A 19,547-nucleotide genomic window follows, 5' to 3' on the forward strand; every position below is an offset into this window, starting at 1 on the left:
CCTTGGTCTACACTAAAAAAATAGAATATTAATAAGTTATTAAACTGGAAATCGAGCATGCAGAAACCCCATATACTGATAGTAGAAGATGAAGAGGTAACACGCTTTAATCTTCGTAACCTGTTTGAAGCAGAAGGCTACAATGTTTCCGAAGCGACAGACGGCGAAAGCATGGACCAGCAACTTCAGTTAAACACCATAAATCTAGTTATTATGGACATTAACTTACCAGGAAAAAATGGCTTGCTTCTAGCACGCGAGCTCACTAATAATAACGAGCTTGGGCTGATATTTCTAACGGGTCGTGATAGCGATATCGACAAGATATTGGGATTAGAAATTGGTGCAGATGACTATCTCACTAAGCCTTTTAATCCAAGAGAACTTACGATTCGTGCTCGTAATATTCTGAATCGAATCAACCAAGGCAAGAATGAAGTAGATAACGCCATCATTAAATTCAACGAATGGACTCTTGATGGCAATTCACGTCAATTGACTTCACCTGCGGGTCATAATGTCGCCATTCCGCGCGGTGAATACCGTGCACTGCGCTTACTTATTGAGAACCAAGGCCAAATCGTTACACGCCAACAATTAATTAAAGAGATGACTGGTCGCGATTTACGTTCAAACGATAGAACAGTAGATGTTACAATTCGCCGTTTGCGCAAGCATTTTGAACTAGTCGAAGATTCGCCTGAATTGATCAATACCATTCATGGTGAAGGCTATCGATTTGTTGGCACGCTACAGAGCTAATAGCAATTCAGCGACAAAAAAAAGCTAGCATTTGCTAGCTTTTTTTATTGGCGTGAATACGTAGAGTTACTGCGTTAACCACAGATTAAACTTTGCAATTGAATCTTGATTACATACTTGCAAATTTTGGAATGCGTGCGCTTTTTCATTCCAACTTTGGGTAGATTTTTCCAGCATAGCCAATTGAGCATGCGCTTCTATTAAGCCGACACTGCCCGCAGCCCCTTTCATTTTATGACACGCTTCTTCCCATAACTCTTGTGATTGAGACGTTAGCGCATGCTGAATATTCTCGATATATGTCGTAGATTGACGAACATACAGCTCCAACATTTTTGCCAATACATCACGACCTAATGATTGCAAGTAACCATTAAGCAACTCCTGATCTATTTCTTTAAAATCGGACATAAATCATAACCTTATCTTGACCGTGCATTTATTCTATCAGTTAAAAACCAGTTGTCACTCTATCAATGAACAAAAACTATCAATACTAACCATGCATTAGCATACCTCAATGATTGATTTTAGCGTACTTTTCATTCAAAATACCCGCCCCTAAATCCTTGTATATTAATGACCACACTCGGATTAGGGCTTTAAGAGTCGCGAAAGTTTTCTTAAAGGTTGAATTCAAATAGCGCTGTATTCGATAGTAAGTTTCGGAGTAAAAATGTCACCAACAATGCCAGATATTGCCAACCACACTACGGCCCAAACCGAAGGGACGCTCGATTGGGTAGGGATGAGCAATATAGAAATGCCAATAATGCTTGCGAGTAAAGATGAGGCAGATCAGATGATTTCGGCATATGTTGATGCCTTCGTTAATTTAAATGAGCCGCAAGCAAAAGGCATTCATATGTCACGTTTGTATCTCGCTTTAGACGAACTTTCTACAAGTAACACTCTAAATTTTCAAACACTTACGGCATTACTTGATACATTCGTTACGACTCACCAAGAGTTAAGCGATAGCGCTCGCGTTGTTATTCGATTTGACTATCACTTAAGAAGAAAATCGTTAATCAGTGGCAAACAGGGCTGGAAAGCCTACCCGGTTACCATTACTGGGCAGCTTAACAATGGCAAAATGGACGTTGAATTGGCTGTCGATATTCGCTATTCCTCTACGTGCCCTTGTTCTGCTGCGCTTGCCAGACAGTTAATCCAGAGAGCGTTTACCGAAAAGTTTGCCGATCAAGAAGAAATATCTCAATCAATAATACACGAATGGCTAGGAACAACCGAGGGAATAGTTGCAACGCCACACAGTCAACGATCGATTGGGCAAATGAAAGTAAAACTTGCTGCACACGTGACTCAATTCCCTATTAAAGCGTTGATTGATGTAACGGAAGAATCATTAAAAACACCTGTACAGGCAGCAGTGAAACGTGAAGATGAGCAAGAGTTCGCTCGCCTCAATGGCCAAAATTTAATGTTTTGTGAAGACGCTGCAAGACATCTACAGCATACTTTGAATGAGCAAACGGATTTCTCAGACTACTGGTTAAAAATCAACCATCTAGAGTCGCTTCATGCCCATGATGCTGTCAGTATAACGACAAAAGGTGTTCCCGGCGGCTATCGCCCTTAATAATTTAACTTTTTCGTCGAAAACGATGACCTTGCGTTATCGTCTGCGTAATAATACCAATCCGTATAAGTTGAAGTTCAATGACTAAACGCTAGCAAGATAATCGCTGGCGTTTTTTATTTGCGCTTTTCCTGCATTCATAATACTAATCCGTATAAAATGTCGACAACTCACCACATTTAACACGTCCAAAAAGAATAAAAAGTGAATAAATAGCTATTTAAACGTTAGAACCCCACTTCCCATACAAAATGTAATTAAATTACACAACTAACAGTTCAAAGCGACAAAAACTTAGTTAACTGCAAATAATTTACATTTAGATCAATCAAAAAACCAACAAAACAACCCGCAACCCTTATAAAATAAGAGAATAACAAAATGTAAATAAGTTACGAGCAAAAACTCTATTTTTGTTGACGTATCCGTATTTAGGGTTTAATGTTAGAAGTTCGCTTGGCCACAAAACAGATTATTTATTCACTTAAAACCACAAAACATTCCAAGCGATTAATTTGTAATCTGAACCCGGAGAGATTTAGGAGAATTAACATGCAGCTATACGATCCAAGTTACCAAAAAGATAACTGCGGGTTCGGGCTTATCGCCCACCAAAAAGGGGAAACCAGCCATAAGCTGGTCAAGACAGCAATATCTGCACTGGATCGTATGCAGCATCGCGGTGGTATTGCGGCAGACGGAAAAACAGGCGACGGTTGTGGCCTACTCATGCAAAAACCAGATTCGTTTTTCCGATCGATTGCGGAAGAGAATGCATGGCAGCTAGGAAAAAAATACGCCGTTGGTATGATTTTTCTCAACCCCGACGAGGCTACTGCCTGCCAAACCAAAACAATTTTAGAAGAAGAGCTTGCTCGTGAAACCTTGTCACTCGTTGGCTGGCGAGAAGTACCTACCGACACGTCAATCTTAGGCGAAATAGCAGCGAGTAATTTACCACGCATTGAACAAGTTTTTGTCAACGCACCTCCGGGATGGCGAAATAAAGATCTTGAAAGGCGCTTATACATGGCACGAAGACGTGCTGAAAAACGAATAACTGACGAAAAGTTCTATGTCGCAAGTTTATCTTGCCTCGTTACCATTTATAAAGGCTTAATGATGCCTGTCGATCTGCCTAATTTTTATTTAGATTTGGCAGACATCCGCATGCAAACAGCCATTTGTGTATTTCACCAGCGATTTTCTACCAATACATCACCACAGTGGCACTTGGCTCAACCATTCCGTTATTTAGCACACAATGGTGAAATCAACACAATTAAAGGTAATCGCCAATGGAGTCGGGCACGTACTTACCGTTTTCAATCGCCACTATTACCTGATCTGCAAGACGCAGCGCCATTTGTCAATGAATCAGGCTCAGACTCATCGTCATTCGACAATATGCTAGAACTGTTTCTGGCCGGAGGAATGGATCTATTCAGAGCGATGAGGCTATTAATGCCACCCGCCTGGCAAAACAGTCCATTGCTTGATGACGACTTACGTGCATTTTATGAGTTCAACTCGATGCATATGGAGCCATGGGATGGTCCTGCAGGTGTAGTAATGACTAATGGTCGTCATGTTGCCTGTAACCTAGATCGCAATGGCTTGCGCCCTGCCCGCTACGTGATTACCCGAGATGGTTTTATTACATTAGCCTCAGAAGTCGGCATTTGGGACTATGGAGAAGACGAAGTTGTTGAGAAGGGTCGTGTGGGCCCGGGGGAAATGCTCGCCATTGACACCTATACAGGAAAAATCTTTCACTCCACCGATATTGATAACGATTTAAAAGTGCGCCACCCGTACCGTGAGTGGTTAGATAAGAATATTCGTCGGTTAATCCCATTCGATAAGCTGCCAGCAGAACTCATAGGACAGCGTGTATTTGACGACCAAGCGATCAGTCAATTTCATAAGATGTTCAATTATAGCTATGAAGAAATTCATCAAGTTATAAAGACGCTCGCCGAGAATGGCCAAGAAGCTACAGGTTCCATGGGTGACGATACTCCTATGGCGGTTCTCTCTAGCCAGCCACGATCGCTCTACGATTATTTTAGGCAACAATTTGCACAAGTGACAAATCCACCAATCGATCCATTGCGTGAACGCTATGTGATGTCTTTGGCTACCTGTATTGGCCGGGAACATAATGTGTTCAATGAAACGACCGGACACGCTGACCGAATTTTATTTGAAACGCCAATTTTGATGTATACAGGATTAAAACAGCTAAGAGAGCTTGATCCTGAGCATTATCGCAGCGATACCTTAACACTCAACTACGATCCTGAAGAGGGGTTAGAAAGCGCAATTGTTCGTTTATGTGACGAAGCAGAAGAACTCGTAAGAGAGAAAAACACGGTTATTTTGGTATTGTCTGACCGACAGATTCACCCAGGACTACTGCCTATACCTGCGGCCATGGCAGTTGGAGCAGTGCAAAAGCGTTTAGTAGAAAAACAATTACGCTGCGACTCCAACATTATTGTAGAAACAGCGTCGGTGCGAGATTCTCACCAATTTGCCGTGTTATTAGGATTAGGTGCGACGGCGATTTATCCATTTTTGGCCTTCGAAACCATTGAACAGTTAGTCGAGCAAGGTCAGATTGCTTGTACTGCTCGAGAGGCTGTGACCAACTACCGTAACGGCATCAATAAAGGTTTGCTTAAGATTTTATCCAAAATGGGGATTTCAACCATTGCCAGTTACCGTTGCGCAGGCTTGTTTGAAGTTATTGGTCTCAATAAAAATATCATGGATTTGTGTTTCCCTGATATTCCTAGCCGAATTCAAGGCGCAGACTTTTCAGATATTGAGCAAGACAGCATTAATCTTGCCCGCCGCGCATTTTTGCCCCATCAAAAAGTCAATCATGGCGGGCTGCTCAAATATGTCCATGGGGGTGAATATCATGCGTATAACCCTGATGTCGTCAGTTTATTGCAAAAAGCGGTGCGCAGTGGCCAATACTCGGATTATCGAGCATTTGCAACACAAGTTAATGAACGCCCCGTAGCGACACTGCGTGATTTGCTGGCATTTAAAAAGGACACTATAGCGATTGCTCTCAACAAAGTAGAATCCGATAGCGAGCTGTTTAAACGTTTCGACAGCGCTGCGATGTCGATTGGCGCACTCAGCCCTGAGGCTCACGAAGCGCTAGCGATCGCCATGAACCGCTTAGGTGGCTTTTCCAATTCCGGTGAAGGTGGAGAAGATGAGCGCAGATTCGGTACGGTGAAAAACTCCCGTATTAAACAAATTGCCTCAGGTCGTTTCGGTGTAACACCGCACTATTTGGTGAATGCCGACGTATTACAAATTAAGGTTGCTCAGGGTGCTAAGCCCGGTGAAGGTGGGCAGTTACCCGGCGACAAGGTTACGCCGCTCATTGCTAAATTGCGTTTTTCGGTGCCTGGAGTTACCTTGATTTCTCCGCCGCCACATCATGATATTTACTCAATCGAAGACTTGGCACAATTGATCTTCGATTTAAAGCAAGTGAATCCGAAAGCGGTCATTTCAGTCAAATTGGTTTCCGGCCCGGGTGTGGGTACTATTGCTTCAGGAGTTGCGAAAGCGTACGCTGATTTTATCACTATCTCAGGTTATGACGGAGGCACTGGCGCCAGCCCTCTTACTTCTGTTAAGTATGCAGGCTGCCCTTGGGAGCTGGGCCTGGCAGAAGCACATCAGTCTTTGGTCAGCAACGGCCTACGCCACAAAGTACGCTTACAAGTTGACGGCGGTCTAAAAACAGGCGCTGACATTGTTAAAGCAGCGATACTCGGTGCAGAAAGCTTCGGTTTTGGTACCGCGCCTATGGTTACGCTGGGCTGTAAGTTCTTACGAATTTGCCATTTAAACAACTGCGCTACTGGTGTTGCTACTCAAGATGATGTGCTACGTGAGCAGTTTTTCAAAGGCTTGCCAGATCAAGTGATGAATTACTTTAAGTTTATCGCACAGGACGTTCGAGAAATACTGGCTCAGCTAGGTGTAGAAAGCATCACTGCTATTATCGGCCGTACAGACTTACTCGTACCGCTTGCAGGCATAAGCGCTAAACAACAAAAGCTGGATTTGTCTCCTATTATTGCGCCTGTTATTGCAACTGAGAATACCGCACTTTACCAGACTGAAGACAATCAACCGTTTGACGAAGGAAAACTTAACAAGCAAATGGTAGCTGCTGCGCAAGAAGCCGTTGCTCATAGCAAAGGCGGAGAATACCGATTTTCGATTAACAATACTGATCGTTCAGTGGGCGCCGCCCTTTCTGGTGAAATCGCTAAGCACCATGGCGATCAAGGCATGGCAACTGCACCGATAAAAATTGAGCTTACTGGCACCGCGGGCCAGAGTTTTGGAGTGTGGAATGCCGGTGGATTGGAAATGACACTAACCGGCGATGCCAACGATTATGTCGGCAAAGGTATGGCTGGTGGCAAACTCACGATAAAACCACCTAAAGGAGTTGCTTATCAAACCCATGAAACCATGATCATGGGCAATACCTGTTTATATGGCGCAACGGGCGGCAAACTGTTCGGTTGCGGACGTGCAGGAGAAAGGTTTGCAGTACGCAATTCTGGATGTATCGCCGTTATTGAAGGCACTGGCGACCACACATGCGAATATATGACAGGCGGTATTGTCACTGTGCTTGGTCAAGTTGGCGTTAACTTTGGCGCCGGCATGACAGGCGGCTTCGCCTACGTGCTCGATGAAGCCGGTGATTTAGAAAATCGTCTCAATGATGAATCGATAGAAATGCTGGCAATGGATACATTAGCTATTCATCAAGAACATTTGCGCGGCCTTATTAATCAACATTTTGAAGAAACTGGCAGCTTAAGAGCACAAGATATTCTAAGCCGTTTTGATGAATTTTCGCCAAAATTCAAACTTATTAAGCCATTGGCTACTGATGTAAAAACCTTATTAGGACATCGCAGCCGTTCATCAGCCGAACTGCGCGTTCAGGCACAATAAGGGCGAATTAAGGAGCTATTATGAGTAAGAATGTTTATCAATTTATCGACGTTAAGCGTATTGATCCGCCCAAAAAACCGATTGAACAACGCAAAATTGAATTTGTAGAAATCTATCAACCGTTGGGTAATGAACAAAGTGCAGGACAAGCAGACAGATGTCTCGATTGTGGCAACCCTTATTGTGAGTGGAAATGCCCTGTCCACAATTACATACCTCAGTGGCTTGAATTAGTCACTGAAGGCAAAATCTTCGAGGCAGCAGACCTATGCCACCAAACAAACAGTTTACCTGAAATGTGTGGACGCGTATGTCCACAAGATCGCCTTTGTGAATCGGCATGTACGCTCAACGACGAATTCGGTGCGGTCACCATTGGAAACATAGAAAAATACATCACTGACACCGCTTTTGCTCAGGGCTGGAAACCCGATATGTCTCAAGTAATCAAGACAGGAAAACGCGTGGCGATCGTCGGTGCGGGGCCAGCAGGTCTCGCCTGTGCAGACGTACTCACCCGAAACGGAGTAGATGCTGTCGTATTTGACAAACATGCTGAAATAGGTGGTTTGCTTACTTTTGGTATTCCATCATTTAAGTTAGAAAAAGATGTTATCAAACGCCGTCGCGAAATTTTTGAGGGAATGGGCATTGAATTTCGTCTCAATACAAACATTGGCGTAGATATACCTTTTGAGCAGTTGAGTAATGAGTTTGATGCCGTTTTCCTAGCATTGGGAACTTACACCGATATGACTGGCGGATTTGATAATGAAAACGCTAACGGTGTATACAGCGCGTTAGACTTTCTGATCGGCAATACCCAACACATCATGGGTTTGACCAACAACGTAAAACCATATGTATCAATGGCGAACAAACAAGTTGTAGTACTTGGCGGTGGAGATACAGCAATGGATTGTGTTAGAACATCTATTCGTCAGGACGCAACCAACGTAACCTGCGCCTACCGTCGTGATAAAGCCAACATGCCGGGTTCGCAACGAGAAGTAAAAAATGCGGAAGAAGAAGGCGTAAACTTCGAATTTAATGTGCAACCGCTGGATATTGAAGTTAATGAACAACAGCAAGTGACGGGGGTCAGATTCGTCCGAACTGAACTCGGCAAAGCCGATCAAAATGGGCGTAGACAACCGCAGCCAGTTCCCGGTTCTGAATTTGTCATGCCCGCTGATGCGGTAGTAATCGCATTCGGTTTTCTACCGAGTCCTCCCCAATGGATGATAGATGCAGGCGTGAAACTAGACGATAGAGGGCGAGTTATTGCGAGCGAGCATTCGAGCTTTGCCATGCAGACCTCGAAACAAAATGTATTTGCAGGTGGCGATATGGTACTAGGCTCTGATCTTGTGGTCACCGCCATCGACCAAGGTAGAAAAGCGGCATTAGGTATTCTTGACTTTGTACTCCAAGAACAAGCAATAGCTGTTAGCTAGTTTTCACCGTCGTAACGTAATAAAAAAGTGGCAACTGCCACTTTTTTTCATTTTATAGGCTACTTTTTAGTCCAATTCATGTAGAATCCGCCATTCAGTTTTGCTGACATGGATAAAAGTCATCGTTTTTTGAGTTTTTGGGTGTTATGAAGCCGATTAGATTGCGTTCTCGCCGCGAATTTTCGACATTACTACTTTTAATATTTTCCCTGCTATTCTGTGCAGCTAGCACTGCTGACCACCGTACCGTCAAAGTTGTCACTGAGTATTTAGAGCCATATCAAATTAAAGCCGACGATGGCAGTTTAGATGGATATTGTGTCGAAGTTGTAAGAGCGCTTTTTGACATCACACACGACCACGCCGACATACGAGCGCTTCCTTGGGCTCGCGCTTACGAAATAGCGAAAAGTGAACCCAATATAATGATATTTTCAATGGCACGTACACCAACGCGAGAACAACTATTTCAGTGGGTAGGTAGCCTTAAAAATGAGCGACTCTATTTTTGGGGCCTAAAAGACAGGTTTGAAGGACCAGTAGAGAGCTATCAAGCACTGCAACGCTATAGAGTCGCAGCATCCAGATATTCCAACGTGGCGGAGTTTCTAGAGCACGAAGAATTTTCTAATATTCACCACTTGATTAAGGAAGATCAAAACATGCTGATGCTATATCGTGGACGTGTCGATTTAGTTGTTGCTACGCAACTGACACTTGAAACCCGAGCAAAGAAACTCGGCTTAAACTTCGCAAAACTCATCAAATTAAAAGAAGTACCAGAATTAAATAATGATTTGAGCATTGCATTTAACTTGCAATCGTCACCCGAGCTTGTCCAACGTTATCAATCTGCATATCGCAAATTAGTCGCCTCAGGTAAGTTAGAAGAAATCAAACAAAAATGGCAAATGGCACCCGCGACGCAATAGCTCTTTCTTGTTGGGCTACACACAATATAAATCCAATAAAAGCACAACATCCATAAATACTTTACGATTCAACATGATAACAAAGCAATGCCGTTAACTACATTTCAACGGTCTTGAGCATTTGTCTATGAGTTGCTAATTAATAGATTCGGAACTCATTAGGCAAAGGAAGCCCAAATGCCACCTCTTTTTAGGCAACAAGCTGTAAAAGCACAACAACAAAAATTAACAGGTGATGTGATACTTACTCAACCACTGTCACTGTCTACCTGCGTTCTTCTCATTGCCGCGTGTGCGACAATCATTGCATTGTTAGTTTGTAATTCTCAATACACCCGAAAAGAAACAGTGCAAGGTATACTTCAACCCGATAAAGGTGCTTTGAAGGTATACGCCGGAAGGCGAGGTGTTTTGGAGGAAATCTTAGTTAAAGAAGGCGACGTTGTTCAAGCGGGTCAAATAATAGCCCGAGTTTTGTACCAGTCGCCCAATATAAACGGCAAGAGCCTGTTAGCCGAAAAAGTTGTGCACATTGAAGAGCAACTGGGGCTAGTCGAGAGTAATATTCAGCAAAGCTTCCAACAAGAAGGTGCCGAAAAACAACGCCTAGCGCTAATGCTCACTAAATTGCAAAATACGGCATACGCAACAGCGCAGATAGGCGACATCTTGCAAGAGAAACTCGCTTTATTTGAACAACGACATTTACGCATTACACAGTTAGCCAAAAATGGACACGTTTCGCGTGATACAGTACAAGAGTTCGAACAAGCGCACTTACAAATTAAACAAGAATTTAAACAAAATCGTTCAACTTTAAGTAACATCACAGACGAAGTAAGTCTAGTACAACACCAGCAACAGCAGGTTGAAAATGATTTCACCGTTAAGCGACGAGAACTAAAGGCACAAAAGGTTAGTCTGAACACACAATTGGCGGAAGTTAAGGCAAGTAAAGACAATGTCATAAAGGCACATCAAAGTGGGAAAGTGACTGCGATTCATCGTCATGCAGGTAATACAATTGAAGCAAGCCAGCCAATTCTGACAATGGTACCTAAAGGCGCACAACTGGTTGCTGAAATATTATTGCCGACGCGCTCCGCAGGGTTTATCACGACAGGTAAACACGCCAAATTGAGATTTGATGCTTTTCCTCACCAACGCTTTGGCTTTATTAACAGTACTATTACACATATTGAAAAGACAGTAATTACTGCACAAGAGAGTAGCCTTCCCATAAGTATAAGAGAACCTATGTACCGCATTAGAGCAGTGTTAGATGAACAGTCGGTAAACGCCTACGGTGAGCACTTTCCACTGCGAAGCGGCATGTATTTTCAGGCCGATATTCATTTAGATAGTCGAAGCCTGCTCGATTGGATTTTTGACCCGATATACAGCTTAAAAGGAGAATTTAGTTGATTGTTACTTCGACTTTAACTATTAGTGCTTTTGTGTGATGAAACAATAAGGATTGCGATATAAAAAAACCACGTTTAACACTGCAAACGTGGTTTTTCTGGCTTATATAGCTAATGATTAGCTGTACTAGCTCATATCTTCAAATGGGTTGTTCGTAGGTAAGTCAATCGCATGGGTAAAACCAGGAAGTTGAATTGCTTCTTGGCTGATGCTGATTTCGTTTTCATCTACCAAGCCATCACCAAATTTGTAGATAATATCAAACTGCCCATTATTTGCGCGCTCACGATAGTCTTCTTGCGCAGCTTTTACTGATACTAACTTATCGTTGTACGATGCCATGTCACTTTCGCTGTAACGTTTTGCCAGCATAGTTAGCGTGACAGTAGGTGAAAACAAAGTAGCTGTTGCATTGTTGCCACCAAAGCCCTTCGAATTAATGAATGCAACGTCCATTTCAGGACAATGCCAATGCTCTGTCGCAATATTTAGACGTTCATCGTAAACATCATCTGCAACTTTATCTATGGTTGTTATACCTGGCATTATGTTATGGGCAAACACCCCTAATGCCATAGCCACCTGATCACCACTTGCAGGTCCAATAGTATGACCAACATAGGCTTTAGGTGCAGCAACTGGCCACTCATTAATATTGAAGCTCTCTGCTACTTTGTCATATATCAACGACTCTGTAACACGGTTTGCAGGAGTACTAGAACCATGCGCAAGAATAAAGCTTCTTTTTTGAACCGCTTCTTCGCCTAAGATGTTCTTAGCCAACGCTACCGACTTAGCCATTGTGATGTAGTTACCTGGTCCTGGAGCTGTAATCGATTTTTTAATGCCATCAGCGTTAGTATAGACGTCAGCAATCGAACCAAGAACATTAGCGCCCATTTCAATCGCTAACTTATCATCCATTAACATGATAAATTGCGCAGCTTCACCAATGGTAAAGCCACAGTTTTCACCGAATGGACGACTTGTTCTACGATGATCTGCGGTGTCGGTACCATCTAATTTCTTCAGACCTTCTTCATTGGCAAGAGCACTCATGTTGCCAAAACCTTCAACGACTTCAGGTGTAATCGCACAATCATTGCTCCCCACAATCGCCACGCGAATACGTCCGGCCTGTATATCGTTAACTGCAGCTTTTAGATTATACAAGAAAGTCGCGCAGGCACCTGAAGAAGTAAATGTAGTACCTACACTGCCCGTCACATAAGCATTGATAAAGTCTGTTGACATTGTGTTCAAGCCAAGCGCTAAATTCTTGGTAGTTACACGATCACCGTTTAATCGGTTTTTCATCATGCCACCAAAGCCTTCTGCTTGCATTTGTCCAAAAACAGACGCCGAGTACGTACCCACTTGATCTGGTGTCACGTGAGTCATAATCTGTTCCCACGCAAAGCCTGACGAGTGGATTGCGTCTGCAGCACCAAAGATAGTTGCTTGCAGTCCTCGTGGTTGATAACGGCTGTTATACAATATTGCAGGATCGAATCCAGTAGGAAACTGGCCCGCCGCTTTTATTGGATTGTCTCTAAATGCTTCATGCTTGACTTCAAGCTGATCAAAAATTTCAACACGAACGCGTTTATCTTCAAGTTCGGTTACTTGCCACGCTCTTGGCAAGGGTACTGGTAAGTCACGAGCACGCGTCTCGAAACAAATGCCCTTTTCAGTTGATTGCATCGTAAATTTCTGGTGCCAAGGGGTAGCATCAGGATCGAAGTGATTATCTTCGATTTTTCGAATGAGCGTACCATCAAGAATTTGCTGACCAAATTTTTGTTCAACTTCATGACGAGCTACTACATTGCCTTCGCCATCGACAAGTTGATCATCTTTAATTGACAACAAATTCATCATAGTGGCTAAACCAACAAACGTTTCCTGACGTGTTTCTTGCGAAAGCTTGTCGAGTACAATTCTTCTAAAACCTTGATGAAATGATGTACGGCCGGCAGCGTTCACGCCTCCCATACCGACAATAATGGGTAATGCTGTCATAGATATCTCAATTACTAATCTCTTTAATAGCTCATATTCTAGAGAGGTTAACCAGAAAAAATATGCATAACAGGCCAAAAACCATGTTAATATAGCCAAATCGGCAATTATTCGATTATTTTATCTATGGCTAACAAGGATTCCACAATACGCATTGCAATTTTGGTCTATGAAGAGGTGTTGGCAACCAGCATTACCCTGCCAATTGAAATGCTGAAAGCAGGCGAGGCCTTTGGACGTAGTCATCTAGAACACGCTCTCCCAATGGAAATATCTTTGTATGCATGCACGAAGTCGACCATCGCCTCTCGTTCAGGAATCAAACTCCAGCCTGATAAAGTCATCTCAGCAAAACACAAAGTGCCTGACTTTATTATTGTACCCAGTCTATGGCGCAACCCTCGCCCAGTACTCAAACGTAACATTTCAGCTGTTGACTGGTTACATCGAAGTTGGCATAAAGGTGCCACGATAATAGGTGTGGGTACAGGTGTTTGTTTTTTGGCGGAATCCGGATTATTAGACGGTCATAGTGCAACCACTCACTGGCACTATGTTGAACAATTTAAACGCAGCTATCCCAATGTAATATTAAAACCCGATTTTTTTATTACGCAATCTGAGCGAATTTACAGTGCGGCCAGCCTCAATGCCCTCGCTGATATTATTGTTCATGTTATTGCGCAATTATATGGTAGAGCGGCAGCGCAACATGTAGAACGCAATTTCTCACATGAAATTCGCAAACCCTACGAAGAGCAACGTTACTTGGAAGGTGCTGTTGACAAACACCCTGACGAGCTTATTGCACAAATTCAGTTTTGGATGCAAAACAATTTATCATCAACTTCCAGTATTGAGGAAATCGCAATAATGTTTGGCATAAGTCACCGTTCACTTACTAGACGTTTCAAGCAAGCAACAGGCATATCAGCTCAACAATTTTGGCAAAATGCCAGAATTGAAACAGCCAAAGATCTACTAGCTTCAAGTAACCTTTCTATACAAGAAATCGCGTTTGAAGTGAGCTATCAAGACCAAAGTCATCTTGCCAGACTATTTAAAAAGCACCTCAATATGACGCCCAGAGAATATCGTACAATGGTTCGCAAAAAGTTATTCAGCCAATAAACTGAGTAATTCTCACTAGCTAGCTTGCTACGTGCTATTTTTCGCAAATGATTCGAGGTTACGGGACTTGTTACTTTAGCTGTGCTACGGCACACTATAGCTTTTAAGAAATACCTCAAAGATACAGAGCCAGAAATGAGTCAATTATCAACTGCTGTTAACCAAATCAGCCAAATGCTAGAAATGCAAAATGCCATGAACCTGCGTGTCAGTGAAACATGGCGCGAGAATAACTATGAATGGTATCGCGCAATTTGGGTCGAATGTGCCGAAATGCTAGATCATTACGGCTGGAAATGGTGGAAACATCAGGAAGTTGACGTTGCCCAAGTACAACTCGAGCTTGTAGACGCCTCTCAAGACCTAAAATTGTAGATGTAGAATCATAAAGTTCACCGCCTATTAAATTCAAAGGGATTCGCCACTTTTCTTCTTTAAAATCAATCTACGATTTCCAATCTATGATTTTTTCAGCTTTTTCCTAAAATATTTGTGATTCTACACGTACAATTTTAACCATATTTAATGACACTAATTCGGAGCATTTCATGAAACAAGTCGAAGTAAAAATTTTAAACCCAAAGGTAGGAAATGAAATTCCATTACCTACATACGCAACAGATGGTTCAGCTGGAGTAGATCTTCGTGCATGCATTGATGAGCCATTAACATTAGAGCCTGGCCAAACAGAGTTAATCCCAACAGGCATTGCTATTCATATGAAGAGCAAAGATATGGCGGCAACAATTTTACCTCGTTCAGGTTTGGGTCATAAGCATGGCATTGTATTAGGCAACCTAGTTGGCTTAATTGACTCTGATTATCAAGGGCAGCTATTCATTTCTTGCTGGAACCGTGGCAATGACACATTTACAATTGAACCAGCAGATAGAATTGCACAACTGATGTTCATTCCAGTTATCCAACCTGAGTTCCAGTTGGTTGAAGAATTTGATGAGAGTGAGCGTGGCGAAGGTGGTTTTGGGCATTCAGGTCGCAAATAATTAAACTTAAATAATACAGTTAATTAACCGCATACGGGCTAATTAACTGTATTAAGTTAACTTAAAACTCTATAAAGCCAAGTGTTTTCAAAGTACTAATTTCATGTTCAGTAAGTTTTTTGTAATTATCATTATCAGGTCTCCAGCTATCGTAAAAAACATAAATTGAGTCAGGTACAGGGAGCCGGCATAAAAACAACACCCATGAATACATAAATTCCTCTGCAATCCATAACGGTAAAGATAGTGAAGCACATGCTTTTAACACTTTATTCTCATCATAATCTACAAGAACAAATTCTCGTGTGAAATAGCAGGTACCAATGTATGGGGCTCCTCTAGTTGCAATAGTCATTACAATATCTTTCATACTCATATTAATATTTTGAAGTTCGTTCATATACTGCCTCAGTTGTTTGTGTGCCTTACTTATTGGAATATAGTGAATTTTTTTCTAACGCATTAGGAATAAATTAAAATAAAGTAACTCATCCTCAACTGAGCTACTTCTTCAATAAATTTAATGCTTAATTATCTTATTTGAGTATTAAACCAGAGCTGAAAAACGCTTGCATTTGCTTAGGTTTATAAACGTTGCAATCGCCATATTCTTGGTAAACAGAATTAACATGATCTAGGTAGAAGGCTTTATTTGCTGACTCACTTAAGTTCGCGCTACAGTTTTTGTGTAAGAGATAAGACTTACCTTTTTTTTCATTCCAAATGTAGTAATGCTCAAATTCTTTAACTTCTGAAGGCTCAAGAATACCTTTCGATAGTTCATAGCTTTCAAAATGAACCCAATTAGCAAAAAGCTTATATATCTTAGGTGTAATTGTTGTTGCTGGAATTACTGAAATCACCCATCGATCTGGTACTAAGTGATTGACTAATTTGGTCGGGGTTTTAGATGCTTCATAATTTTGAGTGACATCTTTGCCAGATAGCAGATGTTCAAGCCCCTCTTTTCCTAGTTTGTATACTGTTGCTTTACAATATTCAAAGCACTGCTTTACATTAACTGAGCCATTAAAGCATTCACCATTGTGTTCACTTAAACTACTTTCAATCCCTTTAAATGCCTTAACCCCCATTTCCATATTAATTATTATTTGTTGGGCACCGAACCTTGCTAACTCTACGAATGCACGATCTTTTCTTTGTATAAAAACCATTTACATCTCCTGATGTTATTTCACTTATTTTACTGTTAAACTTCCGGCACTAAATTAGTTCCGGTAAGAACAATATAGTGAGGCACTATTCTAGTGCCAACTTATTTTTTAAAGAAAATTAAGATAATGATTAAGCATATAAATGATCCGCGCTACAAAGCGTTAATTGAGTGGCTTAAATCCACTCGAATTGAGAAAGGTTTAAGTGTACGTGACTTAGGCAAGTTACTGGATGAACCCCATCAGTTTGTCGTTAAGATAGAGACATACGAAAGGAAATTGAACGTACTAGAATACGTTCAATATTGTGAGTCTCTTAAAGTAATTCCTTCCGATGGATTAGCCCTAATAACAAATCGTGCTTAGCTTATGGTGATGTTGGAGTAACTGCTTTATTTTTTTGAGGTGGTTTAACAGGAGATACTACTTTTTGGGGTGTAACTTTGGCTTTGGGACTTTTTGTGTTGGTTGGAGCTATCATTTTATCGGCTTCAAAAACTTTATTTGCGATCCCAAAAGATAAAATTAAACATACTAATAAACCAACCCACCAAGAAGCATACCTTTTCAGCTGCCCTGTTAAATAAACTTTATTTTTGGTTATCACAGGATCAACAATATCATTAATTTCTGACTCCATGATGATTTTGTCATAGTTAAGAATTAGAATATCTTTTATTGTCGATGAAGCGCTTTCAAATCGCTTAATGGTTTCTTTATATGACATAGTAAGCCATAAAGCCGAAATCAAAGATAAAATCAGCACAATAGCAAAATAGCCGTCAGAAAATACGGTTTGATATCCGTTATCTTTCAATCCATTTACTAATACAACAGTTAGTAAAAAAGTTAACAATACAAGAACATTATTTTTAAGTGACTCTAACAGGTCATCTGCCATATTGTATGTCTTAGCTGTTGCATCAATAATAAATTCACCAATTTTATTTTTTACTTCCAAATAACTTTGAAGGTTATCTTTCAAATAAACTTGGTAATTAGATCGAATGGCTTCCCATGCCTCATTATCAAACTTGATATTCCCATCTTCATTGAGGTGAATAGACAGTACATTTCGAACTAAACCTAATTTATCTACACTATTTCCACCTTCATATGTCCAAGCATAAATTTTATGAAGTAAGTCATTAGCAGAGGATAATTTATCTAAAGTGTTTCCTTCACAATAAATTGTTTTGTAGCCATTAATTTTATATGAAAGTGAATTATCAGCATTAAACTCTGAAAAGTTTGCGATGAATATTAAGCTTAATGCACCTGAAATTTTATCAAATAAGCTGTTTATTTCTCCTATATCCGAATCGACTAACAGGTAAAAATCGCTAGGAAGCACTTTTAAGTCAATATTACCTAATGCACTATTTTCATGAAACATCTGCAAATTGGCTTGGCGTTTTTTAGGAAGTAACTCTTTAAAAGAGTCAGGGTAATGTCCTGATTGATAAAAAAGAATTCCATTTGAATAAAAAGCATTTATTGTTGAAAAAACTTCAAATACTATTTTGTTTTCTAATTTTTTTGAAAATGTAGTAATAAGGTTTAAAGGCTTCTCTTTACTTAAATACTTAGCAAAGCGCTCTAAAAAATAAATTGAAATTTCAGAATCATTTTTACTTTTAGTTATTTTAAGATCGATATCAAACGTATCTTCATCGTCATTATCATTTATATGCTCAGACAGCAGATCGTAACTTTGCCTTGATGTGTTCGATACGCTTACATGATTGCCACATATATCAAGAAATAATTCAAACTTATCCCTTCCGGAAATAGTTTTAAGTTCATCAAACAACTTAAAGGTAAAATCAGATATTTGACAATCTGGCTTCCCTTTAATTGTTAAGTTATCCAATGTTTCATTAATTTCGACAGAAGACACATTAGAGTTAGTTTTAAAGAACTCGGCTAACATGTTTATAACTCTCTAGTTTTTTCGCTAAATCTATCAAAGCCTTCGGCAGACTCTATCACGACTAATTTTCGACCACATGCGGTTTGTTCTGACCAAACTTTATCGCTAATATTTTCAATGCCATCTTCAATAGTAATTGATATCTCTTTGGATAAATCATATTTAGTTTTTCTAAATGGAACCTCTGAAGGGACTAAATTAAAGTGGGTATCAAATCCTTTTTTCTCAGGGAGCTCTTTTAATTTATTTACTAAGTCAGGTAACTTATCTTTTAAATTAGCATCTACAGGCTCATAGTTGGTTAAGTTTTCATCAATAAACTCATCGTATTTTAGCTCTCCTTTTTGCTTAAATGATGAGATTGCTGAATTTCTTATAATAGTATGATCAGCTGGATGTTCAGCTTTGATCTTATTAATCACTTTCAACACTTCTTTTGAAGCAACCCGAGTATTATGAGCATCGTTTCTAAGCTCTTTTAATTCTAAAAACTCGCTCCACCAGTATGTTGATGGTTTAGAGTTTGTATCAAATACAAATACTGTAGCTGGTTGATTATTTTCATCAAATGTTACTTTACATGCTTTATAAACTTTATTAGCTATTGAGATACCTATTTTCTTTTTGAAATCAATCTCATCTAAGAATGTTTGATGTTCTATTTTTACTCCTAAATATGAGATAGAGCCGTTATCTCGATACAAAAACTGTAAAAAGCTTCCTTTTTTTACATGGCCATCACCTGATGGACTTAAGTGACCATATTTATCATCTGTACTTATTTCTTTATCAAGCAGCCTTTGTGCAAGATTAGATGAAATGGTATTACTCTGAAGATTTTGATTTTGAGTATATGACGTTAGAGCTGTGAAAAACTCAGTTGTTTCTCTTAAGAAGCCATAAGCTCGCTTCTGTTCTTTATTCTGAATTTCTTTTAGAAGGTCATCAAGGTAGCCTTCTAAGTCAGTCTGCTGCCCTGACATTGGAATAGCTGTTAGTGTTTTTGACTCGACATCTATTTGGTGTAAAACAGTACTGACTATTCTCCCGTCAGTGTTTAGTGACTCCTGCATTGCAACTGCTTCCATTA

General features: G+C 40.6%; 15 protein-coding genes and 1 pseudogene. 10 read left to right on the forward strand and 6 right to left on the reverse strand.

All coding sequences use genetic code 11. The features are described from left to right. The first annotated feature begins 57 nt into the window (after nt 1–57). On the forward strand, nt 58–762 hold the full coding sequence (gene arcA, locus ACSLUK_RS16300) for a two-component system response regulator ArcA (RefSeq protein ID WP_448549747.1): 705 nt from the start codon (nt 58–60) through the stop codon (nt 760–762). Nucleotides 763–828: 66 nt separating this feature from the next. Here the strand turns inward: arcA and ACSLUK_RS16305 are convergent, their stop codons facing one another. Then, nucleotides 829–1,173: an Hpt domain-containing protein gene (locus ACSLUK_RS16305; protein ID WP_448549748.1), complete on the reverse strand. Its 345-nt coding sequence runs from the start codon at nt 1,171–1,173 to the stop codon at nt 829–831. A gap of 265 nt (nt 1,174–1,438) precedes the next feature. Here ACSLUK_RS16305 and folE2 point away from each other — a divergent pair, with 265 nt between their 5' ends. The 5 genes from folE2 (at nt 1,439) to ACSLUK_RS16330 (ending at nt 11,192) form a co-directional block, all read left to right on the forward strand. Next, the gene (gene folE2 / locus ACSLUK_RS16310) at nt 1,439–2,365 is read left to right on the forward strand and encodes a GTP cyclohydrolase FolE2 (RefSeq protein WP_448549749.1); all 927 of its coding nucleotides are present in this window, start codon (nt 1,439–1,441) and stop codon (nt 2,363–2,365) included. A gap of 552 nt (nt 2,366–2,917) precedes the next feature. Continuing rightward, entirely contained in the window at nt 2,918–7,378 is a 4,461-nt protein-coding gene (gltB, locus tag ACSLUK_RS16315) for a glutamate synthase large subunit (protein WP_448549750.1), read from the forward strand. Between the two features lie 20 nt (nt 7,379–7,398). Beyond that, the gene (locus ACSLUK_RS16320; RefSeq protein ID WP_448549751.1) at nt 7,399–8,835 is read left to right on the forward strand and encodes a glutamate synthase small subunit GltD family protein; all 1,437 of its coding nucleotides are present in this window, start codon (nt 7,399–7,401) and stop codon (nt 8,833–8,835) included. 146 nt (nt 8,836–8,981) lie between these two features. Further along, nucleotides 8,982–9,767 carry a substrate-binding periplasmic protein gene (locus ACSLUK_RS16325; protein ID WP_448549752.1) on the forward strand — a complete coding sequence of 262 codons (786 nt, stop codon included), beginning with the start codon at nt 8,982–8,984 and terminating at the stop codon, nt 9,765–9,767. 177 nt (nt 9,768–9,944) lie between these two features. Further along, a complete protein-coding gene (locus ACSLUK_RS16330) occupies nt 9,945–11,192 on the forward strand; it encodes an HlyD family secretion protein (RefSeq protein ID WP_448549754.1) in 1,248 nt (415 codons plus the stop codon). A gap of 126 nt (nt 11,193–11,318) precedes the next feature. On the opposite strand, the gene ACSLUK_RS16335 is transcribed toward ACSLUK_RS16330, so the two are convergent. Next, entirely contained in the window at nt 11,319–13,214 is a 1,896-nt protein-coding gene (locus ACSLUK_RS16335; protein WP_448549755.1) for a beta-ketoacyl synthase, read from the reverse strand. Nucleotides 13,215–13,340: 126 nt separating this feature from the next. Between ACSLUK_RS16335 and ACSLUK_RS16340 the strand changes: the two genes are divergently transcribed. The 3 genes and pseudogenes from ACSLUK_RS16340 to dut all read left to right on the forward strand — a co-directional run bounded on the left by ACSLUK_RS16340 (nt 13,341) and on the right by dut (nt 15,349). Next, nucleotides 13,341–14,345: a GlxA family transcriptional regulator gene (locus ACSLUK_RS16340; RefSeq protein ID WP_448549756.1), complete on the forward strand. Its 1,005-nt coding sequence runs from the start codon at nt 13,341–13,343 to the stop codon at nt 14,343–14,345. 135 nt (nt 14,346–14,480) lie between these two features. Beyond that, nucleotides 14,481–14,696 (forward strand): annotated as a pseudogene (locus tag ACSLUK_RS16345) (dUTP diphosphatase); the annotation flags it as partial. Between the two features lie 197 nt (nt 14,697–14,893). Continuing rightward, nucleotides 14,894–15,349, forward strand: a complete 456-nt coding sequence (dut, locus tag ACSLUK_RS16350) for a dUTP diphosphatase (RefSeq protein ID WP_130256122.1) — start codon at nt 14,894–14,896, stop codon at nt 15,347–15,349. Nucleotides 15,350–15,410: 61 nt separating this feature from the next. On the opposite strand, the gene ACSLUK_RS16355 is transcribed toward dut, so the two are convergent. Next, complete coding sequence (locus ACSLUK_RS16355) at nt 15,411–15,749, reverse strand: hypothetical protein (RefSeq protein WP_448549757.1); 339 nt, start codon at nt 15,747–15,749, stop codon at nt 15,411–15,413. A 136-nt stretch (nt 15,750–15,885) separates the two neighbouring features. Beyond that, nucleotides 15,886–16,524, reverse strand: coding sequence for a hypothetical protein (locus tag ACSLUK_RS16360; RefSeq protein WP_448549758.1), 639 nt, complete (start codon nt 16,522–16,524; stop codon nt 15,886–15,888). A gap of 126 nt (nt 16,525–16,650) precedes the next feature. Between ACSLUK_RS16360 and ACSLUK_RS16365 the strand changes: the two genes are divergently transcribed. Then, nucleotides 16,651–16,890, forward strand: a complete 240-nt coding sequence (locus ACSLUK_RS16365; RefSeq protein ID WP_448549759.1) for a helix-turn-helix domain-containing protein — start codon at nt 16,651–16,653, stop codon at nt 16,888–16,890. A gap of 1 nt (nt 16,891) precedes the next feature. Here ACSLUK_RS16365 and ACSLUK_RS16370 read toward each other — a convergent pair whose 3' ends face one another. Both ACSLUK_RS16370 and ACSLUK_RS16375 read right to left on the reverse strand, forming a co-directional pair. Continuing rightward, a complete protein-coding gene (locus tag ACSLUK_RS16370) occupies nt 16,892–18,457 on the reverse strand; it encodes a hypothetical protein (protein WP_448549760.1) in 1,566 nt (521 codons plus the stop codon). Between the two features lie 2 nt (nt 18,458–18,459). Then, nucleotides 18,460–19,545, reverse strand: a complete 1,086-nt coding sequence (locus tag ACSLUK_RS16375; RefSeq protein WP_448549761.1) for a nucleoid-associated protein — start codon at nt 19,543–19,545, stop codon at nt 18,460–18,462. Nucleotides 19,546–19,547 lie beyond the last annotated feature (2 nt).

The sequence above is a fragment of the Thalassotalea fusca genome, assembly GCF_053485835.1.

Coding starts and splice junctions, on each gene's coding strand:
- ACSLUK_RS16325 (WP_448549752.1), top strand. CDS start 8,982: ATGAAGCCGATTAGATTGCGTTCTCGCCGCGAATTTTCGACATTACTA.
- ACSLUK_RS16355 (WP_448549757.1), bottom strand. CDS start 15,749: ATGAACGAACTTCAAAATATTAATATGAGTATGAAAGATATTGTAATG.
- ACSLUK_RS16375 (WP_448549761.1), bottom strand. CDS start 19,545: ATGGAAGCAGTTGCAATGCAGGAGTCACTAAACACTGACGGGAGAATA.
- ACSLUK_RS16370 (WP_448549760.1), bottom strand. CDS start 18,457: ATGTTAGCCGAGTTCTTTAAAACTAACTCTAATGTGTCTTCTGTCGAA.
- ACSLUK_RS16305 (WP_448549748.1), bottom strand. CDS start 1,173: ATGTCCGATTTTAAAGAAATAGATCAGGAGTTGCTTAATGGTTACTTG.
- dut (WP_130256122.1), top strand. CDS start 14,894: ATGAAACAAGTCGAAGTAAAAATTTTAAACCCAAAGGTAGGAAATGAA.
- ACSLUK_RS16330 (WP_448549754.1), top strand. CDS start 9,945: ATGCCACCTCTTTTTAGGCAACAAGCTGTAAAAGCACAACAACAAAAA.
- ACSLUK_RS16365 (WP_448549759.1), top strand. CDS start 16,651: ATGATTAAGCATATAAATGATCCGCGCTACAAAGCGTTAATTGAGTGG.
- ACSLUK_RS16335 (WP_448549755.1), bottom strand. CDS start 13,214: ATGACAGCATTACCCATTATTGTCGGTATGGGAGGCGTGAACGCTGCC.
- ACSLUK_RS16320 (WP_448549751.1), top strand. CDS start 7,399: ATGAGTAAGAATGTTTATCAATTTATCGACGTTAAGCGTATTGATCCG.
- folE2 (WP_448549749.1), top strand. CDS start 1,439: ATGTCACCAACAATGCCAGATATTGCCAACCACACTACGGCCCAAACC.
- ACSLUK_RS16340 (WP_448549756.1), top strand. CDS start 13,341: ATGGCTAACAAGGATTCCACAATACGCATTGCAATTTTGGTCTATGAA.
- ACSLUK_RS16360 (WP_448549758.1), bottom strand. CDS start 16,524: ATGGTTTTTATACAAAGAAAAGATCGTGCATTCGTAGAGTTAGCAAGG.
- gltB (WP_448549750.1), top strand. CDS start 2,918: ATGCAGCTATACGATCCAAGTTACCAAAAAGATAACTGCGGGTTCGGG.
- arcA (WP_448549747.1), top strand. CDS start 58: ATGCAGAAACCCCATATACTGATAGTAGAAGATGAAGAGGTAACACGC.